The following is a 16,344-nucleotide window of genomic DNA, read 5'->3' on the forward strand; positions in this document are numbered from 1 at the left end:
CCGCTCGACCAGCGCCGCGTCCAGATCGGCCTCCAGACCGTTCTTCTCACCATCGACGATCCGTCGCTTCAGCCGCTCCTCCAACGGAAGCGCAAACAGCTCCTCCGCCCTCGACGCCTTCGCCGAGGCGGAGCTCACGCCGTCGAAGAGGGCGAGCAGCCGCTCCAAGGGGTCGTAGCCCTCACGCCGCCGGTCGTGGATCAGATCGAGCGCGACCTCGCGCTGCTCCTCCGGGATCCGTGCCACCGGCAGGATCTTCGACGCGTGCACGATCGCCGAGTCCAGACCCGCCTTCACGCACTCGTCCAGGAACACCGAGTTCAGGACGATCCGTGCGGCCGGGTTCAGGCCGAACGAGATGTTGGAGAGCCCCAACGTGGTCTGGACGTCCGGATGCCGCCGCTTGAGCTCGCGGATCGCCTCGATCGTGGCGACGCCGTCGCCCCGCGACTCCTCCTGACCCGTCCCCAGGGTGAACGTCAGGCAGTCCACCAGGATCGAGGACTCCTCGATCCCGTACGCGCCCGTCAGATCGGAGATGAGCCGCTCCGCGATCGCGACCTTCTTCTCCGCCGTCCGCGCCTGGCCCTCCTCGTCGATGGTCAGCGCGATCAGCGCGGCGCCGTGCTCACGGGCCAGGGACGCGATCCGCCCGAAGCGGGTGTCGGGCCCGTCCCCGTCCTCGTAGTTGACCGAGTTGAGCACCGCCCGGCCGCCCAGCATCTCCAGACCCGCCCGCAGCACCTCCGGCTCGGTGGAGTCGAGCACGATCGGCAGCGTGGAGGCGGTGGCGAGGCGGCCCGCGATCTCCCGCATGTCGGCGACACCGTCACGCCCCACGTAGTCCACGCACAGGTCGAGCAGGTGGGAGCCGTCGCGGATCTGGTCCCGGGCGATCTCCACGCACGCCTGCCAGTCGCCGGCGAGCATGGCCTCGCGGAACCTCTTCGAACCGTTGGCGTTCGTCCGCTCGCCGATGGCGAGATACGAGGTGTCCTGCCGGAACGGCACCGCCTGGTACAGCGACCCGGCCGCCGCTTCCGGGCGCGGCGCACGCGGGGCCAGGGCCCGGCCCCGTACCCGCTCCACCACCGCGCGCAGATGCTCCGGGGTCGTCCCGCAGCAGCCGCCCACGAGCGAGAGCCCGTACGCGCGGGTGAAGGTGTCGTGGGCGTCGGCGAGCTCCTCCGGCGACAGGGGGTAGTGGGCGCCGTCCCTGCCGAGCACCGGAAGGCCGGCGTTCGGCATGCAGGACAGGCCGACCGTGGCGTGCCGGGCGAGGTGGCGCAGATGCTCGCTCATCTCCGCGGGCCCGGTCGCGCAGTTCAGACCGATGAAGTCGATGCCCAGCGGCTCCAGGGCAGTGAGCGCCGCCCCGATCTCGGAACCGAGCAGCATCGTGCCCGTCGCCTCCACCGTCACCTGGGCGAAGACCGGCAGATCGACACCGGCCTCGGCCAGCGCCCGCTTGCAGCCGAGAACCGCGGCCTTGGCCTGGAGCAGGTCCTGGCTGGTCTCCACGAGCAGCGCGTCCGCGCCGCCCGCGATCAGGCCGGCCGCGTTCTGCCGATAGCCCTCGCGGATGACGTCGTACGTGGTGTGGCCGAGGGTCGGCAGTTTGGTGCCGGGGCCGATCGAGCCGAGCACCCAGCGGGTCCGCCCGTCCCGCGCCGCGCACGCGTCGGCGGCCTCGCGGGCGATCCGGGCGCCGGCCTCGGACAGTTCGGCGATCCGCTCCGTGATCCCGTACTCGCCGAGCGCCGCGTGGTTGGCGCCGAAGGTGTTGGTCTCCACACAGTCGACACCGACGGCGAAGTAGGCCTCGTGGACCGAGCGGACGATGTCCGGCCGTGTGACGTTCAGGATCTCGTTGCAGCCCTCCAGGTGCTGGAAGTCCGCCGGACTCGGGTCCTGCGCCTGGAGCATGGTGCCCATCGCCCCGTCGGCCACCACGACCCGGGTGGCCAGCGCCTCGCGCAGCGCCTCCGGTGCGCGTCCCATCAGCCGCCCACCTCCGCGACGCCGCCGCCGATGCCCGTGACACCCGGGGCGATCTCGTCGGCCGAACCGGTGCCGTACGCGGCGGCGAGGCGGTCGAGCAGGGCCTGCGCCGACAGCGGGTACTCCTGCGTGCCGACCGACTCCAGGACCGTGGTGGCCAGGGCGCAGCCGAGGCGCGCGGAGCGTTCGAGCGGCCAGTCGCGGGCGATCCCGGCGAGGAAGCCGGCCCGGAAGGCGTCGCCGACGCCGGTCGGGTCGGCGACCGTGGCCGCCGGGACGGCCGGCACGCCGATCACGGGCTGCCCGGCGCTGCCGATGGCGACGCCGTCGGCGGCGAGCGTGGTGACCCAGGTCCCGACCCGGGCCAGGACCTCCGCCTCCGTCCAGCCGGTCTTCTCCAGGAGCAGTGCGGTCTCGTACTCGTTGGTGAACAGGAAGCGCGCCCCGTCGACCAGTTGGCGCACCTGCTCGCCGTCCAGGCGGGCGAGCTGCTGGGAGGGGTCGGCGGCGAACGGCACCCCGAGCTCGCGGCACACCCGCGCGTGCCGCAGCATCGCCTCGGGGTCGTCGGGCGAGACGAGGACCAGGTCGAGCGGCCCGGTCCTGGCGAGGACGTGGCGCAGGTCGATCTCGCGGGCCTCGGCCATCGCCCCGGCGTAGAAGGTGGCGATCTGGTTCTGGTCCAGGTCGGTGGTGCAGACGAACCGGGCGGTGTGCAGGGTGTCGCTGATCCGTACGTGGTCGACGACCACGCCGTGCTGCTTCAGCCACACCTGGTAGTCGGCGAAGTCGAGGCCGGCCGCCCCGACCAGAACGGGCGCGAGCCCGAGCCGGGCCAGGCCGAAGGCGATGTTGGCCGCGACCCCGCCCCGCCGTACCTCCATGGCGTCGGCGAGGAAGGACAGCGAGACGTTCTCCAGGCGGTCGGCGAGCAACTGGTCGGCGAACCGGCCGGGGAAGGTCAGCAGATGGTCGGTGGCGATCGAGCCGGTGACAGCGATACGCACCGGGCTACCTCCTCAAGTCCAGGGGAAGTCTGGGGAGTCGGGCGGGGCGGGCGGTCAGACGGCGCGCGCCGCGGCGGCCAGCTTCTGGGCGCGGTCGGTGCGCTCCCAGGTGAATTCCGGCAGTTCGCGGCCGAAGTGCCCGTACGCGGCGGTCTTCGCGTAGATCGGCCGCTTCAGGTCCAGATCGCGGATGATCGCGGCCGGGCGGAGGTCGAAGACCTCCAGGACGGCCCGCTGGATCCGCCTCAGCGGCACGCTCTCGGTGCCGAAGGTCTCGACGAAGAGGCCGACCGGCTCGGCCTTGCCGATGGCGTACGCGACCTGCACCTCGCAGCGCTTGGCGAGCCCGGCCGCGACGACGTTCTTGGCCACCCAGCGCATCGCGTAGGCAGCAGAACGGTCCACCTTCGACGGGTCCTTGCCGGAGAACGCGCCGCCGCCGTGCCGCGCCATGCCGCCGTACGTGTCGACGATGATCTTCCGGCCGGTGAGGCCGGCGTCGCCCATCGGGCCGCCGATCTCGAAGCGCCCGGTCGGGTTCACCAGAAGGCGGTAGCCCTCCGTCTCGATCGCCAGATCCTGGAGCACCGGCTCCACCACCAGCTCCCGGATGTCGGGGGCGAGCAGCGAGTCCAGGCCGATGCCCGGGGCGTGCTGGGAGGACACCACGACCGTGTCGAGGCGCACGGCGCGGTCGCCGTCGTACTCGATCGTCACCTGTGTCTTCCCGTCCGGGCGCAGGTACGGCAGCGAGCCGTCGTGCCGCACCTCGGCGAGGCGGCGGGAGAGCCGGTGCGCGAGGGAGATCGGCAGCGGCATCAGCTCGGGCGTGTCGTCGCAGGCGTAGCCGAACATCAGGCCCTGGTCGCCGGCGCCCTGGGCGTCCAGCTCGTCGGCGGCGCCCTCGACCCGGGTCTCGAAGGCGGTGTCGACGCCCTGCGCGATGTCGGGGGACTGCGCGCCGATGGACACCGACACCCCGCACGAGGCGCCGTCGAAGCCCTTCGCGGAGGAGTCGTAACCGATGTCCAGGACGGTCTCGCGGACCAGGGTCGCGATGTCGGCGTACGCGGCGGTGGTGACCTCGCCGGCGACGTGCACCTGACCGGTGGTGATCAGGGTCTCCACGGCGACGCGCGAGGCGGGGTCCTGGGCGAGCAGGGCGTCGAGGATCGTGTCGCTGATCCGGTCGGCGATCTTGTCGGGGTGGCCCTCGGTGACCGACTCCGAGGTGAACAGACGACGTGTCACGGCAGATGCTCCTTGGGTGTCGGGAATCCCGGGATTCTCGGGATCAGTGAGCGGGGACGCCGGCCGGCCGGAGGCGGTGGACGACCTGCGTGAGGCGCATCTCGCCGCCGGTGCGGTACGGCTGGAGGCGGCGGCGGTTGTCGACGTGCGCGGCGCTCGTCTCGAAGGCGCGGAAGGCGGGCTCGTCGGTCCAGTCGGTGATGACCCAGTAGACCCCGGTGTCCTCGACGTCCCGGATCAGGGTCTGGCCGAGGTTGGCGGGCTCGGCGGCGATACGACGTCCGATGTCGAGCCAGGTGCTCTCGAACTCCCGCTCCGTGCCGGGGCGGATCTCCATCCTGAGCAGCACCCGGAAGGGCGGGCGCGGCCCGGCGCCGTGGTCGGCCATGGCGAACTCCTCGCTCGGTACGGTTGACGTGGTCCGGGCACCGTTCCAACACCGCATCGAGGAAGGCTCAAGACCCGAGCCAGTCCGCACCCCGAGCCGTACCCCTCCGGGCGCCCCCGTCCGTCACCAGCCGAGCACCTGGTCGCCCCGGCGGAACGTGCCGCTCGGGCCGCCGTCCGGCAGCAGCGCGGCGTCCGCGACGTCCACCGCGGCCTCCTCGGCGCTGCGCCGCCCGCCCGGCATCATCCGGGTCCGGGTCGGGCCCGGGTTGACGGCGTTGACCAGCACGCCCGTGCCCTCCGTGGCGGTGGCGAGCAGCTGGGTGAGCCCGTTGAGGCCCGCCTTGGACACCGCGTAGCCGGGACTTCCGGTGAACAGACCGTTGCTGAACGAGCCGGTGCCGCTGGACACGAACACCACCCGGCCCCAGCCCCGTTCGACCATCGCGGGCACGAAGGCCTGAGCCACCCGCCACGAGCCGAGCAGATTCACCTCAAGGGTCCGCTCCACCACCTCCACCGGCACCGACAGCGGATCGCCGGCGCCGTCCTCCAGGAGCACACCGGCGTTGCCGACCAGGACGTCCACCGGGCCGACGGATTCCCTGGCCCGCGCGATGCCCTCCGGGTCCGTCACGTCGAGTGCGCAGCCCCGCGCGCCCCGGCCGAGCTCACGGGCGGTGCCGGCCGCGGCGCGGGCGTCGCGGGCGGTCACCACCACCCGCAGCCCCCGGCCGAGCAGTTCGGCGGCCACCGCCCGGCCGAGCCCGCGGTTGGCCCCGGTGACGAGTGCCACGCGCCGATCCGTCATCACGACTCTCCCCTCCACTCACGGAATCTCCGGGGATGCTGTCGCCCGGGGCTCGACTGCCGCTGGTGCCAGGGGAGTCGGTCCAGGGAGCGCCCCGGGCTCCAGTGGGCTTCGAGGCGGGTGCTGAACCATCCACGCGTCCCGTCATCAGAAGAAAGGACTTCGTCGGTGACGACTCACACTTCCCTTTCGGATGCGTCCAGCCCCGAGGGTCTCATCCGGCTCGGTACCGCCTTCTGCGACGCAAAGATCCTGCTCAGCGCGCTGGAGCTGGACCTCTTCTCGACGCTCGCCGGGCAGCCCCGCACGCTTCCGGAGCTCTCCGACGCGATCGGTCTGCACCCGCGCGGCGCCCGCGACTTCGTGACGGCGCTCGTCACGCTCGGCGTGCTGGAGGCGGACGGCGAGCGCTACCGCAACAGTCCGGCCGCCGACCGCTTCCTGGACCGCGGCAAGAACTCGTACGCCGGCGGCTTCCTGGAGCGCGCCAACTCGATGCTCTACCCGGCCTGGACCCACCTCACCGACGCGCTGCGCACCGGCGAGCCGCAGGTGAAGGGCAAGGACGGCGACATCGTCGCGCAGATGGCCGACAGCCGCGAGCACCTCGACCAGTTCCTCACCATGATGGACTCCCTCAACAGCCAGGTGGCGCCCAAGCTGGCCGCCGCCTTCGACTGGGCCGGCCGCACGGACTTCGTGGACGTCGGCGGCGCCCGCGGCAACCTGTCCGCGCTGCTCATCGCTCAGCACCCGCACCTGACCGCCCGGGTCTTCGACCTGCCTCATGTCGCGCCCGCCTTCGACGACCACATGAAGCGCCTCGGCACCCGGGACCGGATCTCGTTCACCGGCGGCGACTTCTTCGCCGACCCGATGCCCTCCGGCCAGGTCCTCGTCATGGGCCACGTCCTGCACAACTGGTCCGCCGAGCAGCGCCTCGGCCTGATCCGCAAGGCCTACGAGGCGGTCGAGCCGGGCGGCGCGCTGCTCGTCTACGACCGGATGGTCGACGAGCGGCCCGCCGACCTGGTCAACCTGCTGATCAGCCTCGACATGCTGCTCGTCACCCACGGCGGCTCCGAGTACTCCGTCGAGGAGTGCCGCGGCTGGATGACCGAGGTCGGCTTCGCCCGCACCGAGGCGAAGGTGCTCAGCAACACCGACTCGCTGGTCATCGGCCACAAGGAAGGGTGAGCCCGCCATGCGACTGGGGATCAACCTCGTTCCCGAGGACTGCGCCCGCACCGCGCAGGAGGCCGAGCGGCTCGGCTTCGACGTCGCCGCGGCACCCGAAGGCTTCCGCTCCGACGCGATCTCGGTGCTCGGCTGGGTGGCCGCGCGGACCAGCCGGATCGGTCTGCTGTCCACGGTCATCCAGATCCCGGCGCGGACCCCGGTCGCCATGGCGCTCGCGGCGGCGACCCTCGACGGCCTGTCCGGCGGCCGGTTCCGGCTGGGCCTCGGCATCTCCAACAGCCATGTCACCGAGGGCTGGCACGGCACCCCGTTCGCCCGGCCGCTCGCCAGGACCCGGGAGTACGTGGAGGTCGTGCGCCGCACCCTGGCGCAGCAACCGGTGACGTACGAGGGACGGCACTTCGCGCTGCCCCTGCCGGGCAGCGACGCCGGCCCGTTCCGGCACCCGGGCCCGGTCCGGGCCGACCTGCCGGTCTATCTGGCCGCGGTCGGCACCCGCAGCCTGGAGCTGACCGGGGAGATCGCCGACGGCTGGGTGGGCGTGTTCTGCACGCCCGACCACGCCAAGCGCGCGCTCGACGCGATCGGCACCGGCCGCCGCCGGGCGCGCAGGGACCTGGAGGGCTTCGACGCCTTCCTGTCCGCCCCGGCGGCGGTCGGCGACGACGTGCCGGCCGCCGCCGCGCCGATCCGGCCGTACGTCGCCCGCTTCATGAGCCTCGGCGACCGGGAGAGCAACTTCTACTTCCGGCTCGCCACCCGGCTCGGGTACGGCAGGGCCGCCGAGGAGGTGCAGGACCGGTTCGTGTCCGGCGACGCGGCCGGTGCGGCGGCGGCCGTGCCGCTGGAGTTCATCGACTCCACCTCGCTCCTCGGCCCGCCCGCCCGGATCGCCCGCAAGCTCACCGAGTACGCGGCCGCCGGGGTCACGACCCTCGGCATCTCGCCGTACGCCGACACCACCGAGGCGCGGATCGCCGTCATGGAGACCGTGGCCCGGGCGCACCGCGAGGCCGGACTGTCATCCGGTCCGCGGGCCGGTTCACCGGTACGGGAGGGGTGAGGCGTCCGATGCGCGTGCTGTTCGTCAGCTGGGCCTGGCCGACCCACTTCTACCCCATGGTGCCGCTCGCCTGGGCGCTCCGCGCGGCCGGTCACGAGGTACGGGTGGCTGCCCCGCCCGGCCTCGCCGCGCACGTCACCGCGGCCGGACTGCCGTACGCGCGGGTCGGCCGCGACCTCGACGCGGTGGCCCGGATCCGCGACTACATCCCGGGCCGCACCCCCGGCCCGGCGGGCCGCGGGCCGCGCGCGGTGACGCTCTTCACCGAGCTCGCCGAGGCCATGGCGGACGACCTGGTGACGTTCGCCCGGGCCTGGCGCCCCGACCTGGTGGTGCACGAGCCCACCGCGTACGCCGGACCGCTCGCGGCGGCGGCCTGCGGCGCCCGTGCCGTACGGATGCCCTGGGGCGCCGACCTGATGCACCGGCAGGCCACCCAGGAGGCCGAGCAGCACGCGCTCGCCCCGCTGTACGCGCGCTTCGGCCTCTGCGGCCCGGCATCCGCGCCCGGGGCACTCACCGTGGACCTCTGCCCGCCCGCGATGCAGGTGCCGGAGGAGTCCCGGCCGGGCCCGCTCGACAGGCTGCCGATGCGCTACGTGCCGTACAACGGCGCCGGCCGGATCCCCGTGCCGCTGCCTCCCGCGCAGCGCCGACGGCCCCGGGTCTGCGTCACCTGGGGCACCACGGTCGGCCGCCTCGACCCCTCGATGGTCCTGGCCGGCGACGTCGTGGCCGCCCTCGACGCGCTCGACGTCGGGATCCTGGTGGCGGTCGCAGCCGAGCAGCGCCCGCTGCTCGGCGAGCTGCCCGCCCGGGTCAAGGTCCTGGAGTCGGTGCCGCTGCACTGCGTCCTGCCGCACTGCGACCTCGTCGTCGCCCACGGCGGCGCCGGCACCATCCTGACCGGCCTCGCCGCCGGGCTGCCGCAGCTGGTGGTCCCGCAGCTGATCGACCACGGCTTCAACGCGCAGCGGTTCACCGCCACCGGCGCCGGACTCTCGCTCACCCGGGACGAGGCCCACCCGGAGGGCCTGCGGGCCGCCGTCCGCGTACTCCTCGACGAGCCCTCGTACCGCAAGGCCGCCGAGGAGATCCGGGACGACAACGCCCGCCGGCCGACCCCGGCGCGGGTCGCCGAACAGCTCGCGGAGCCGGTGGAGTCCGCCGAAGGAGGCCGGCCGTGCTGATCGGCGTCGGACTGCCCGCCACCGTCCCCGGCACGGCGGGAGAGCGGATCACCGACTGGGCCCGGCGGGCCGAGCGGCACGGCTTCTCCACCCTCGGCGTGCTCGACCGGCTCGTCTACGACAACTACGACCCGCTGGTCGCCCTCACCGCGGCCGCCGCCGTCACCCACCGGATCGGCCTCGCCACCACGGTGCTCACCGCCCCGTACCGCAACAACACCCCACTGCTCGCCAAGCAGCTCGCCTCCCTCGACCGGATCGCCGGCGGGCGCCTCACCCTGGGACTCGCCGCGGGCAACCGCGACGACGACTTCACCGTCTCGGGCGTCGACCCCGCCACGCGCGGCAAGCTCCTCGACACGATGCTCGCCGAGCTGAGGGACATCTGGGGCGGTGCGGGACCGAGCGTGCTCGGCCCCGCACCGCAGGGGGAGGTGCCGCTGATCCTCGGCGGCACCTCCGCCGCCGCCTTCCGCCGGGCCGCGCGGTACGGGCGGGGCTGGATCGCCGGCGGCAGCTCGCCCAGCGGCTACCGGGCCAACGCCGACCGGGTCGAGGCCGCCTGGCGCCGGCACGGCCGCACCGGACGCCCGCACCTGATGACCCTGCTCTACTTCTCGCTCGGCCCGCGCGCCGAGGCGCTGGCCGAGCGCTATCTGACCGACTACTACGCCTTCTCGGGCCGCGCCGAGTCGATCGTCACCATGGCGCTCACCGAACCGTCCCGGCTGCGGGCCGCGGTGACGGCCTATCAGGACGCCGGCTGCGACGAGATCGTCTTCATGCCCTGCGACGCCGGACCCGACCAGCTCGACCGCCTCGCGGACGCCGTGCTGTAGGCCGTGTCCGGCCTGCGCCCGGGCGACTCGCCCCACCGGACGCCGTTCCGCTCGCGGAGCGGCGTCCGTCGTGCCGACCACGCTCCCAAGGAGGATTCATGACCGCCGAGAGCACCGCCGAGAGCACCGCAGGGCGCCCTGCCGAGTGCCCTGCCGAGGGTTCCGCCACGTGCCCCGAGCGGACCTTCCCGCTGCCCGTGCCCGACCCCCTGGAGCCCGCCCCCGCCTACGCCGAGCTGCGCGGCACCGAGCCCGTCGCACCGGTGACCCTGCCGACCGGGCACCGGGCCTGGCTGGTGACCCGTTACGAGCACGTACGGCAGGTGCTCGCCGACCCGCGGTTCAGCAAGGCCGCGCTGACCGAGCCCGACGCGCCCCGGCTGCTGCCCGTCGCCAAGGGCTCCAAGTCGCTGTTCACCATGGACCCGCCCGAGCACACGCGCCTGCGCAAGCTGGTCGCCCGCGCCTTCACCGCCCGGCACACCGAGCGGATGCGCCCGCACGTCAAGGAGATCACCGACCGGCTGCTCGACACGATGGCCGCCGGCGGCGCGCCCGCCGACCTGATCGCCCACCTGGCACAGCCGCTGCCGATCACCGTCATCTGCGAACTGCTCGGGGTGCCGCTCGCCGACCAGGACCGGTTCCGGGTCTGGTCCGACGTGATGCTGTCCATCTCGGCGCACTCGCCGGACGCGGTGATGGAGGCCCGGCGCGGACTCAACGCCTATCTCGGCGAGCTGATCGCCGCCAAGGCGAAGGAGCCCGCCGACGATCTGCTCACCCATCTCATCGAGGCCCGCGAGGAGGACGGCGACCGGCTCTCCGAGGAGGAGCTGCTCGCCTTCGGCCACACCCTGCTCGTCGCCGGCTACCACGCCACCACCGGCGAGCTGGTCGGCGCGCTGATCACGCTGCTGCGCGACCCGGAACTCTGGGCGAGCCTGGTCGCCGACCGCACGCTGGTGCCGGGCGCCGTGGAGGAGCTGCTCCGCTTCTCGGTGGCGGGCGGCGGCGCCGGAGCCATGCGCATCGCCACCGAGGACGTCGAGCTCGGCGGGGCGGTGATCCCCAAGGGCGACGCGGTCCTTCCGGCCATCACCTCGGCCAACCGGGACGAGGAGGTCTTCGAGCGGCCCGAGCGGGTCGACCTCGCGCGGCAGAGCAACCCGCACCTGACCTTCGGCCACGGTCTGCACCACTGCCTGGGCGCCCAGCTCGGCCGGATGGAGCTCCAACTGGCCCTGGAGGGCCTGCTCGACCGCTTCCCCGGACTGCGCCTCGCGGTGCCGACCGACGAGCTGCGCTGGGTGTCCGGGATGGCCTTCCGCCGGCCGGCGGAGCTCCCGGTCGCCTGGTGACACCGGCCGGCAGCGCCCGTACGACACGAGGAAGCTCCCCCGTCCCGGCCCGGACGGGGGAGCTTCCTCGTTGTGGTGCGGCCGAGCCTCAGACCGCCAGGTCGAGCCCGTACGAGGCGATCCACTCGTCGAGGTGCACCGCCATGTCGATCTCGATCCGGGTGAGGCCGGCGGCGGCCGTCGCGTCCCGGCGCACGTCCTGCACGATCGTCGGGTTGAGCAGTGGAAGGACCGCCGAGTCCCCGCCGGCCACCAGCTTGGCGAACCGCTCCTGGACGTAGCGGTCGTAGGCGGCGTCGTTGGAGATCGGATAGCCCGTCTTGGGCCGGTTCAGCACCGCCTCCGGCAGCAGGTCCTTCGCGGCCGCCCGCAGCAGGCTCTTCCACTGCCCGTCGAAGGTCTTGAACTCGAACGGCGCGTTGAACACGTAGTCCTGCAGCCGGTGGTCGCAGAACGGCACCCGCACCTCCAGACCGACGGCCATGCTGAGCCGGTCCTTGCGGTCGAGCAGGGTGCGCATGAAGCGGGTCAGGAAGAAGTACGTCGACTCCCGGAACTGCCGGGCCCGGCCGCTCTCTCCGGGCATGCGCGGCACCGCGGCGGCGGCCTGCCGGTACTGCTCCGCCTGGTGGCCGCGGACGTCGACCCGGGTGGTGACCGGGCCGAACAGGGCCGGCATGCCGAGGTTGTGCGCCAGGCTCCACGGCAGGGTGCCCGGCTGCCCGTACTCGGGGTGGTGGAACCACGGGTAGCCGCCGAACAGCTCGTCCGCCGACTCGCCGGTCAGCGCCACCGTGGACTGCCCGCGGATCGCCCGGAAGAGGAGGTACAGCGAGATGTCCATGGAGCCGGGCCCGGCGATGAGCACCGGCCAGTCGAGCGCCTGGACCACGGCCCGGCGGGTCGGCGCGTCGATCATCTCCGTGTTGCCGAGAAGGATGTGCCGGTGGTCGGCGCCGACGTGCTCGACGACCTGCCGGACGTACGGCGAGTCCGCCGTGGGGTGGGTCAGGTCCGGCTCGAAGTTGTCGAGATAGCCGACGAAGTCGACGTCGAACGAACGCACCTTGCCGCTGCCGTCCCGCTGCTTGGCGAGCGCCGCGAGCGCGGTCAGCGTGGACGAGTCGAGCCCGCCCGACAGCATCGTGCACAGCGGCACGTCGGAGACCATCTGCCGGGTGACGATGTCCTCCAGGAGCTCGCGCACCGTACGGACGGTGGTGGGCAGGTCGTCGGTGTGCTCGTGCGCCTCCAGCTGCCAGTAGCGGCGCAGCCGGTGTCCGTCGCGGGAGACCCGCAGCACATGCCCGGGGGCCAGCTCCGGCATCCCGGAGATCACCCCGGCGCCCGGCGCCTTCACCCCGCCGAACAGCTCGCGCAGCCCGTCGGCGTCGATGGTGCGGCTCGCCCGCGGATGGGCCAGGATCGCCTTCGGCTCGGAGCCGAAGAGCACCCCGCCGTCCGGAAGCAGCTGGTAGTACAGCGGCTTGATGCCGACGCGGTCGCGGACGAGCAGCAGCTCCTCGCTGCGCGCGTCCCAGATCGCGAAGGCGAACATGCCGTTGAGCCGGTCGACGAACGCCTCGCCCCACTCCAGATAGGAGCGCAGCACCACCTCGGTGTCGCTGCGGGTGCGGAAGCGGTGCCCCTTGAGGACGAGCTCCTCCCGCAGCTCACGGAAGTTGTACACCTCGCCCCCGTAGGTCAGGGCGGCCCGCACCCGGCCGTCCTCCTCGGCGACCATGGGCTGCGCCCCGCCCTCCAGGTCGATGATGGCGAGCCTGCGGTGGCCCAGTGCGGCGTGCGGAGCGATCCACACGTCGCCGGCGTCGGGGCCGCGCAGGGTCATGGTCGCCGTCATCTCCCGGACGACGGCGGCCTCCTGGCGCAGATCTGTCGCGAAGTCCACCCAGCCGGCGATGCCACACATGCCAGCACTCTCCTTTGCTCTGTCCCGGCCGCGGCCGGTCAGCCGTCGACACCGAACCGGGTGCCGACCGCCGTGGACTGAACTTCCATCAGGACCTTGCCGCCGGCGTCGAGGGCCTGCCCCGTGCCGGTCGAGGTGAACGTGCCGTCCGCGCCGAACCGCCCCGTGTGCCGGATCCGCAGCTCGCTCAGCAGACCTCCGTCGGCGTCCGGGCGCAGGCCCCGGGTCACGTACACGAAAATGTCGTCGTCGGCCCACTTCCAGGTGCCGATGCCGGTGTGGGTGTGCCGGTGGGTCTGCAGGATCAGCTGTCCGTCGGCGCCGAACGAGTAGTGCGCGTGCTCGACGTCGGGCACGCCCTCGATGGTGACGACCACCGACCAGCTGCCGACCGGCGAGGGCCGCCGGTCCCTGCGGTGGTGGCCCCGGGCCTCGTCGTGCGCCGCGGCCGGGGCGGCGGCGCCGACGGCGAGCGCCGAACCGAGGAAGCCGGCCCTCCTGAGCAGGGAACGGCGGGTGCTGCGCTGGGGATTCATGGTCTTACCTCTCTCGGTTCGGGTCGTACGGCCGCCTCCGGGGCGGCGGCGACCGGCCGGCCGGTCGCCAGGTCGGTCAGGGTGATCGCCTCGGCCGGGCAGGCCTCGGCGACGTCGATCAGCTCCGGGTCGGGGTCCACCGGTCCGGCCGCCGGCCGGGTGCGGTGGTCCTCGCCCACGGAGAAGTACCGGGGCGCCGCCGCGGCGCAGATCCCGCTGCGGCGGCAGGTCTTCTGCACGGTGATCCGCCACTGCTCGCTCATCGCCGCCCCCGGGTCACCAGGTCGCCGGCAGATTGACGAGCGCGCGGGCGGTCAGCCCGGTCTTCCAGGTCAGCCAGTCGGCCGGCACCGCCAGCTTCAGCGTGTCCGGCACTCGCTCGATCAGCGTGCGCAGCGCGATCTGCATCTCCAGGCGGGCGAGCTGGGCGCCCAGGCAGTGGTGGATGCCGTAGCCGAAGGAGAGGTGCACGTTCGGGGTGCGCTCGACGTCGAAGCGGTCGGGGTCGGCGAAGACCTCGGCGTCGTGGTTGGCGGAGCCCAGCGAGGCGATGACCGCCTCGCCCTTCCTGATCTCGGTCTCGCCGATCGTCAGGTCCTCGGTGGCGACCCGCAGCTGGGTGCCGGTGAAGACGAACGGGTTGAACCGCAGCAGCTCCTCGACCGCGCCCGGGATCAGCTCAGGCTTCCTGCGCAGCAGCTCCAGCTGGTCGGGGTGGTGGAGCAGGGTGAAGAGCGCGGTGCTCAGCGAGTTGGCGGTGGACTGGTGCCCGACCGTCATGATGATCATCGCGAAGTCGAGCAGCTCGTCCTCGGACAGCCGCTGTCCCTCGTCCCTGGCGTGCACGAGCACGCTCAGCAGGTCGTCGGCGGGCTCCTCGCGGCGCTGCTCGATCAGTCCGCGGAGGTAGCCGATGATCTCGCCGCGGGCCTCCTTGACCTCCTCGACGCTGTGGCCGCCGAGGCTGAAGATGACCTCGCTCCAGGCGTGGAGCCGGTCGACGTGCTCGTACGGCACACCGAGCAGCTCGAAGATCACCTTGATGGGCAGGCTGAGCGCGTAGCAGGACATCAGGTCGACCGGCCGCGGGGCGACCAGGACGAGCCGGATCTGCTCCTCGGCCAGCTGCTCGACCCGGGGGCGCAGCGCCTCGACCCGGCGGGCGGTGAAGGCCTGCGTCACCAGGCGGCGCAGCCGCGAGTGGTCCGGGGCGTCCATGCCGAGGATGGTCTTCGGCCCCGGGGTGGTGTTGCCCATCCGGGGCGCGTCCGGCGCCTCGGCGGCGGCCCGGCTGAGCCGGGGGTCGACCAGGGCGGCGCGCACGTCCGCGTAACGCGTCAGGAGCCAGGCCCGGTCGCCGGTGGGAAGAGTGACCCGGGCCACCGGAGCCTGTTCGCGCAGCCGGCGGAACTCCTCCGGCGGCTCGAACGTGTCCGGCGCCGGGAAGGGGAAGGCCGGCGGTGCCTCGTCGATCGACATCGGTATCCCTTCGGGGTGGTGCACGGATCGGGGTGGTGCACGGGGCGGGGTGGGTGCGTGGATCGGGGTGAGGTGCAGGGAGATGCACGCGCGGGCAGCCCCTCCGCCGCGGGATCGCGGAGGTGCCGCCCGTGACGCGAGAGCTGGGCGAAGCGGCCCTACTTCTTGCGGCCGATCACGAGGATGTCGTTGGTGTCGAGCAGCTCGGCGGAGGTCTCCGCGAAGCCGGCCTCCGTCATCCAGGCCCGGCAGTCGTCGACCCGGTACTCGGAGCCGCCGTGGGTGACGACCAGCATGGTGAGGCTGGTCAGCAGGTTGTTCAGCGGGCTGAGCTCGTCGTCCAGCATGGGGTCGTAGACGAGCAGGGTGCCGCCCGGCTTCAGGGCGTCGAACGCCGACTTGATGAGCTGCTTGCGGCGCTCGGGCGACCAGTCCTCCAGGACGTGCCCGATGATGACGACGTCCGCCTCCGGGACCGGGTCGGCGAAGAAGTCGCCGCCGTGGAAGGTGATCTTGTCCTTGAGGCCGAGGCCGCCGATGTGGTCCTCATACGCCGGCTCGACGGCCGGCAGGTCGAAGACGGTGGCCTTCAGGTGCGGGTGGGCGTCGATCAGCGTGGCGGCCAGGTTGCCCCGGGCGCCGCCGACGTCCGTGACGGTCTTGACCTTGCTCCAGTCGTAGGCCTTGGCGAGCTCGGGGCCGACGGCCCAGTTGAGCGCGTCCATCATGGCGACGAAGTCCCGCATCTGCTCCTCGGAGCGGTACAGGTGCTTGAACATGTTGTCGTCGCCGTGGCCCTCGATCTGGGACTCACCGGTCTTCAGGGACTCGGTGAAGCCGCCCCAGGCGCCGTACAGCACGCTGTTCGAGCGGCTGAGGAAGCGCCCGACGTACGTGCGCCGGCCCTTGACCAGGTGGGTGTCGGCCGCCTTGGTGTTGCCGTAACGCCCGTCCTCCCGCGCCAGCAGGCCGAGCTTGACCAGCGCGTTGAGGAACTCGCGGGCCCCGCGCTCGTGGAGACCGAGCTTGCCGCGGATCTCCTCCTCGGTGGCCGGCCCGCTGTCGCTCAGCACGGTGAACAGGTCGAGCTCGTTCGCGGTGAGCAGGATCTTCGCGCTGCCGAACGCCATGCCGAGCTGGATGATGCCGTTCAGGTCCAGTGATCCCTGCTCTTCACGGGTCTTGGTCATGCGCCGGTTCCTTTCCGGTGGTTCCGGTGGGTCGAGGCCGCGCCCGGTCTGGTGAGCACGCCCGGTGAACTATCCGGACCGGACCTCAATCCGAACTGG

15 protein-coding genes are annotated in these 16,344 nt (G+C 72.8%); 5 read left to right on the forward strand and 10 right to left on the reverse strand.

Translation table 11 applies throughout. The features are described 5' to 3' along the window. From AB0M18_RS34410 to AB0M18_RS34430, 5 genes are all read right to left on the reverse strand, one after another. Positions 1-2,001 (reverse strand): homocysteine S-methyltransferase family protein (locus tag AB0M18_RS34410; protein ID WP_365765042.1); only part of this gene is annotated, 2,001 nt, incomplete at its 3' end. Next, complete coding sequence (locus AB0M18_RS34415) at positions 2,001-3,008, reverse strand: carbohydrate kinase family protein (protein WP_365765044.1); 1,008 nt, start codon at positions 3,006-3,008, stop codon at positions 2,001-2,003. The genes AB0M18_RS34410 and AB0M18_RS34415, both read right to left, overlap by 1 nt. Before the next feature lie 54 nt (positions 3,009-3,062). Further along, positions 3,063-4,259: a methionine adenosyltransferase gene (gene metK / locus AB0M18_RS34420; RefSeq protein WP_365765046.1), complete on the reverse strand. Its 1,197-nt coding sequence runs from the start codon at positions 4,257-4,259 to the stop codon at positions 3,063-3,065. Positions 4,260-4,302: 43 nt separating this feature from the next. Further along, positions 4,303-4,647, reverse strand: coding sequence for an antibiotic biosynthesis monooxygenase family protein (locus AB0M18_RS34425; RefSeq protein WP_365765048.1), 345 nt, complete (start codon positions 4,645-4,647; stop codon positions 4,303-4,305). A gap of 123 nt (positions 4,648-4,770) precedes the next feature. Further along, positions 4,771-5,457 carry an SDR family oxidoreductase gene (locus AB0M18_RS34430; protein ID WP_365765050.1) on the reverse strand — a complete coding sequence of 229 codons (687 nt, stop codon included), beginning with the start codon at positions 5,455-5,457 and terminating at the stop codon, positions 4,771-4,773. A 168-nt stretch (positions 5,458-5,625) separates the two neighbouring features. On the opposite strand from AB0M18_RS34430, the gene AB0M18_RS34435 reads away from it, so the two are divergent. From AB0M18_RS34435 to AB0M18_RS34455, 5 genes are all read left to right on the forward strand, one after another. Then, positions 5,626-6,654, forward strand: a complete 1,029-nt coding sequence (locus tag AB0M18_RS34435) for a methyltransferase (protein ID WP_365765052.1) — start codon at positions 5,626-5,628, stop codon at positions 6,652-6,654. A gap of 7 nt (positions 6,655-6,661) precedes the next feature. Continuing rightward, positions 6,662-7,720, forward strand: a complete 1,059-nt coding sequence (locus AB0M18_RS34440; protein ID WP_365765054.1) for an LLM class flavin-dependent oxidoreductase — start codon at positions 6,662-6,664, stop codon at positions 7,718-7,720. 8 nt (positions 7,721-7,728) lie between these two features. Then, a complete protein-coding gene (locus AB0M18_RS34445) occupies positions 7,729-8,910 on the forward strand; it encodes a nucleotide disphospho-sugar-binding domain-containing protein (RefSeq protein ID WP_365765056.1) in 1,182 nt (393 codons plus the stop codon). Beyond that, positions 8,904-9,749, forward strand: coding sequence for an LLM class flavin-dependent oxidoreductase (locus AB0M18_RS34450; RefSeq protein WP_365765058.1), 846 nt, complete (start codon positions 8,904-8,906; stop codon positions 9,747-9,749). The genes AB0M18_RS34445 and AB0M18_RS34450 overlap by 7 nt, the downstream gene beginning before the upstream one ends. 98 nt (positions 9,750-9,847) lie before the next feature. Then, on the forward strand, positions 9,848-11,110 hold the full coding sequence (locus AB0M18_RS34455) for a cytochrome P450 (RefSeq protein ID WP_365765060.1): 1,263 nt from the start codon (positions 9,848-9,850) through the stop codon (positions 11,108-11,110). 88 nt (positions 11,111-11,198) lie between these two features. Here the strand turns inward: AB0M18_RS34455 and asnB are convergent, their stop codons facing one another. From asnB to AB0M18_RS34480, 5 genes are all read right to left on the reverse strand, one after another. Then, the gene (asnB, locus tag AB0M18_RS34460) at positions 11,199-13,040 is read right to left on the reverse strand and encodes an asparagine synthase (glutamine-hydrolyzing) (RefSeq protein WP_365765062.1); all 1,842 of its coding nucleotides are present in this window, start codon (positions 13,038-13,040) and stop codon (positions 11,199-11,201) included. A 38-nt stretch (positions 13,041-13,078) separates the two neighbouring features. Continuing rightward, a complete protein-coding gene (locus AB0M18_RS34465; protein ID WP_365765064.1) occupies positions 13,079-13,576 on the reverse strand; it encodes a hypothetical protein in 498 nt (165 codons plus the stop codon). After that, positions 13,573-13,839 (reverse strand): ferredoxin, encoded by a 267-nt coding sequence (locus tag AB0M18_RS34470; RefSeq protein ID WP_365765066.1) that lies wholly within the window; start codon positions 13,837-13,839, stop codon positions 13,573-13,575. The genes AB0M18_RS34465 and AB0M18_RS34470 overlap by 4 nt, the downstream gene beginning before the upstream one ends. A 13-nt stretch (positions 13,840-13,852) precedes the next feature. Further along, a complete protein-coding gene (locus AB0M18_RS34475; RefSeq protein ID WP_365765068.1) occupies positions 13,853-15,055 on the reverse strand; it encodes a cytochrome P450 in 1,203 nt (400 codons plus the stop codon). Positions 15,056-15,213: 158 nt separating this feature from the next. Beyond that, the gene (locus tag AB0M18_RS34480; RefSeq protein ID WP_365765070.1) at positions 15,214-16,245 is read right to left on the reverse strand and encodes a methyltransferase; all 1,032 of its coding nucleotides are present in this window, start codon (positions 16,243-16,245) and stop codon (positions 15,214-15,216) included. Between the last annotated feature and the right edge of the window lie 99 nt (positions 16,246-16,344).

Origin of the sequence: Streptomyces sp. NPDC051909, assembly GCF_040681095.1 — a bacterium.
Taxonomy (GTDB): Bacteria; Actinomycetota; Actinomycetes; order Streptomycetales; family Streptomycetaceae; genus Streptomyces.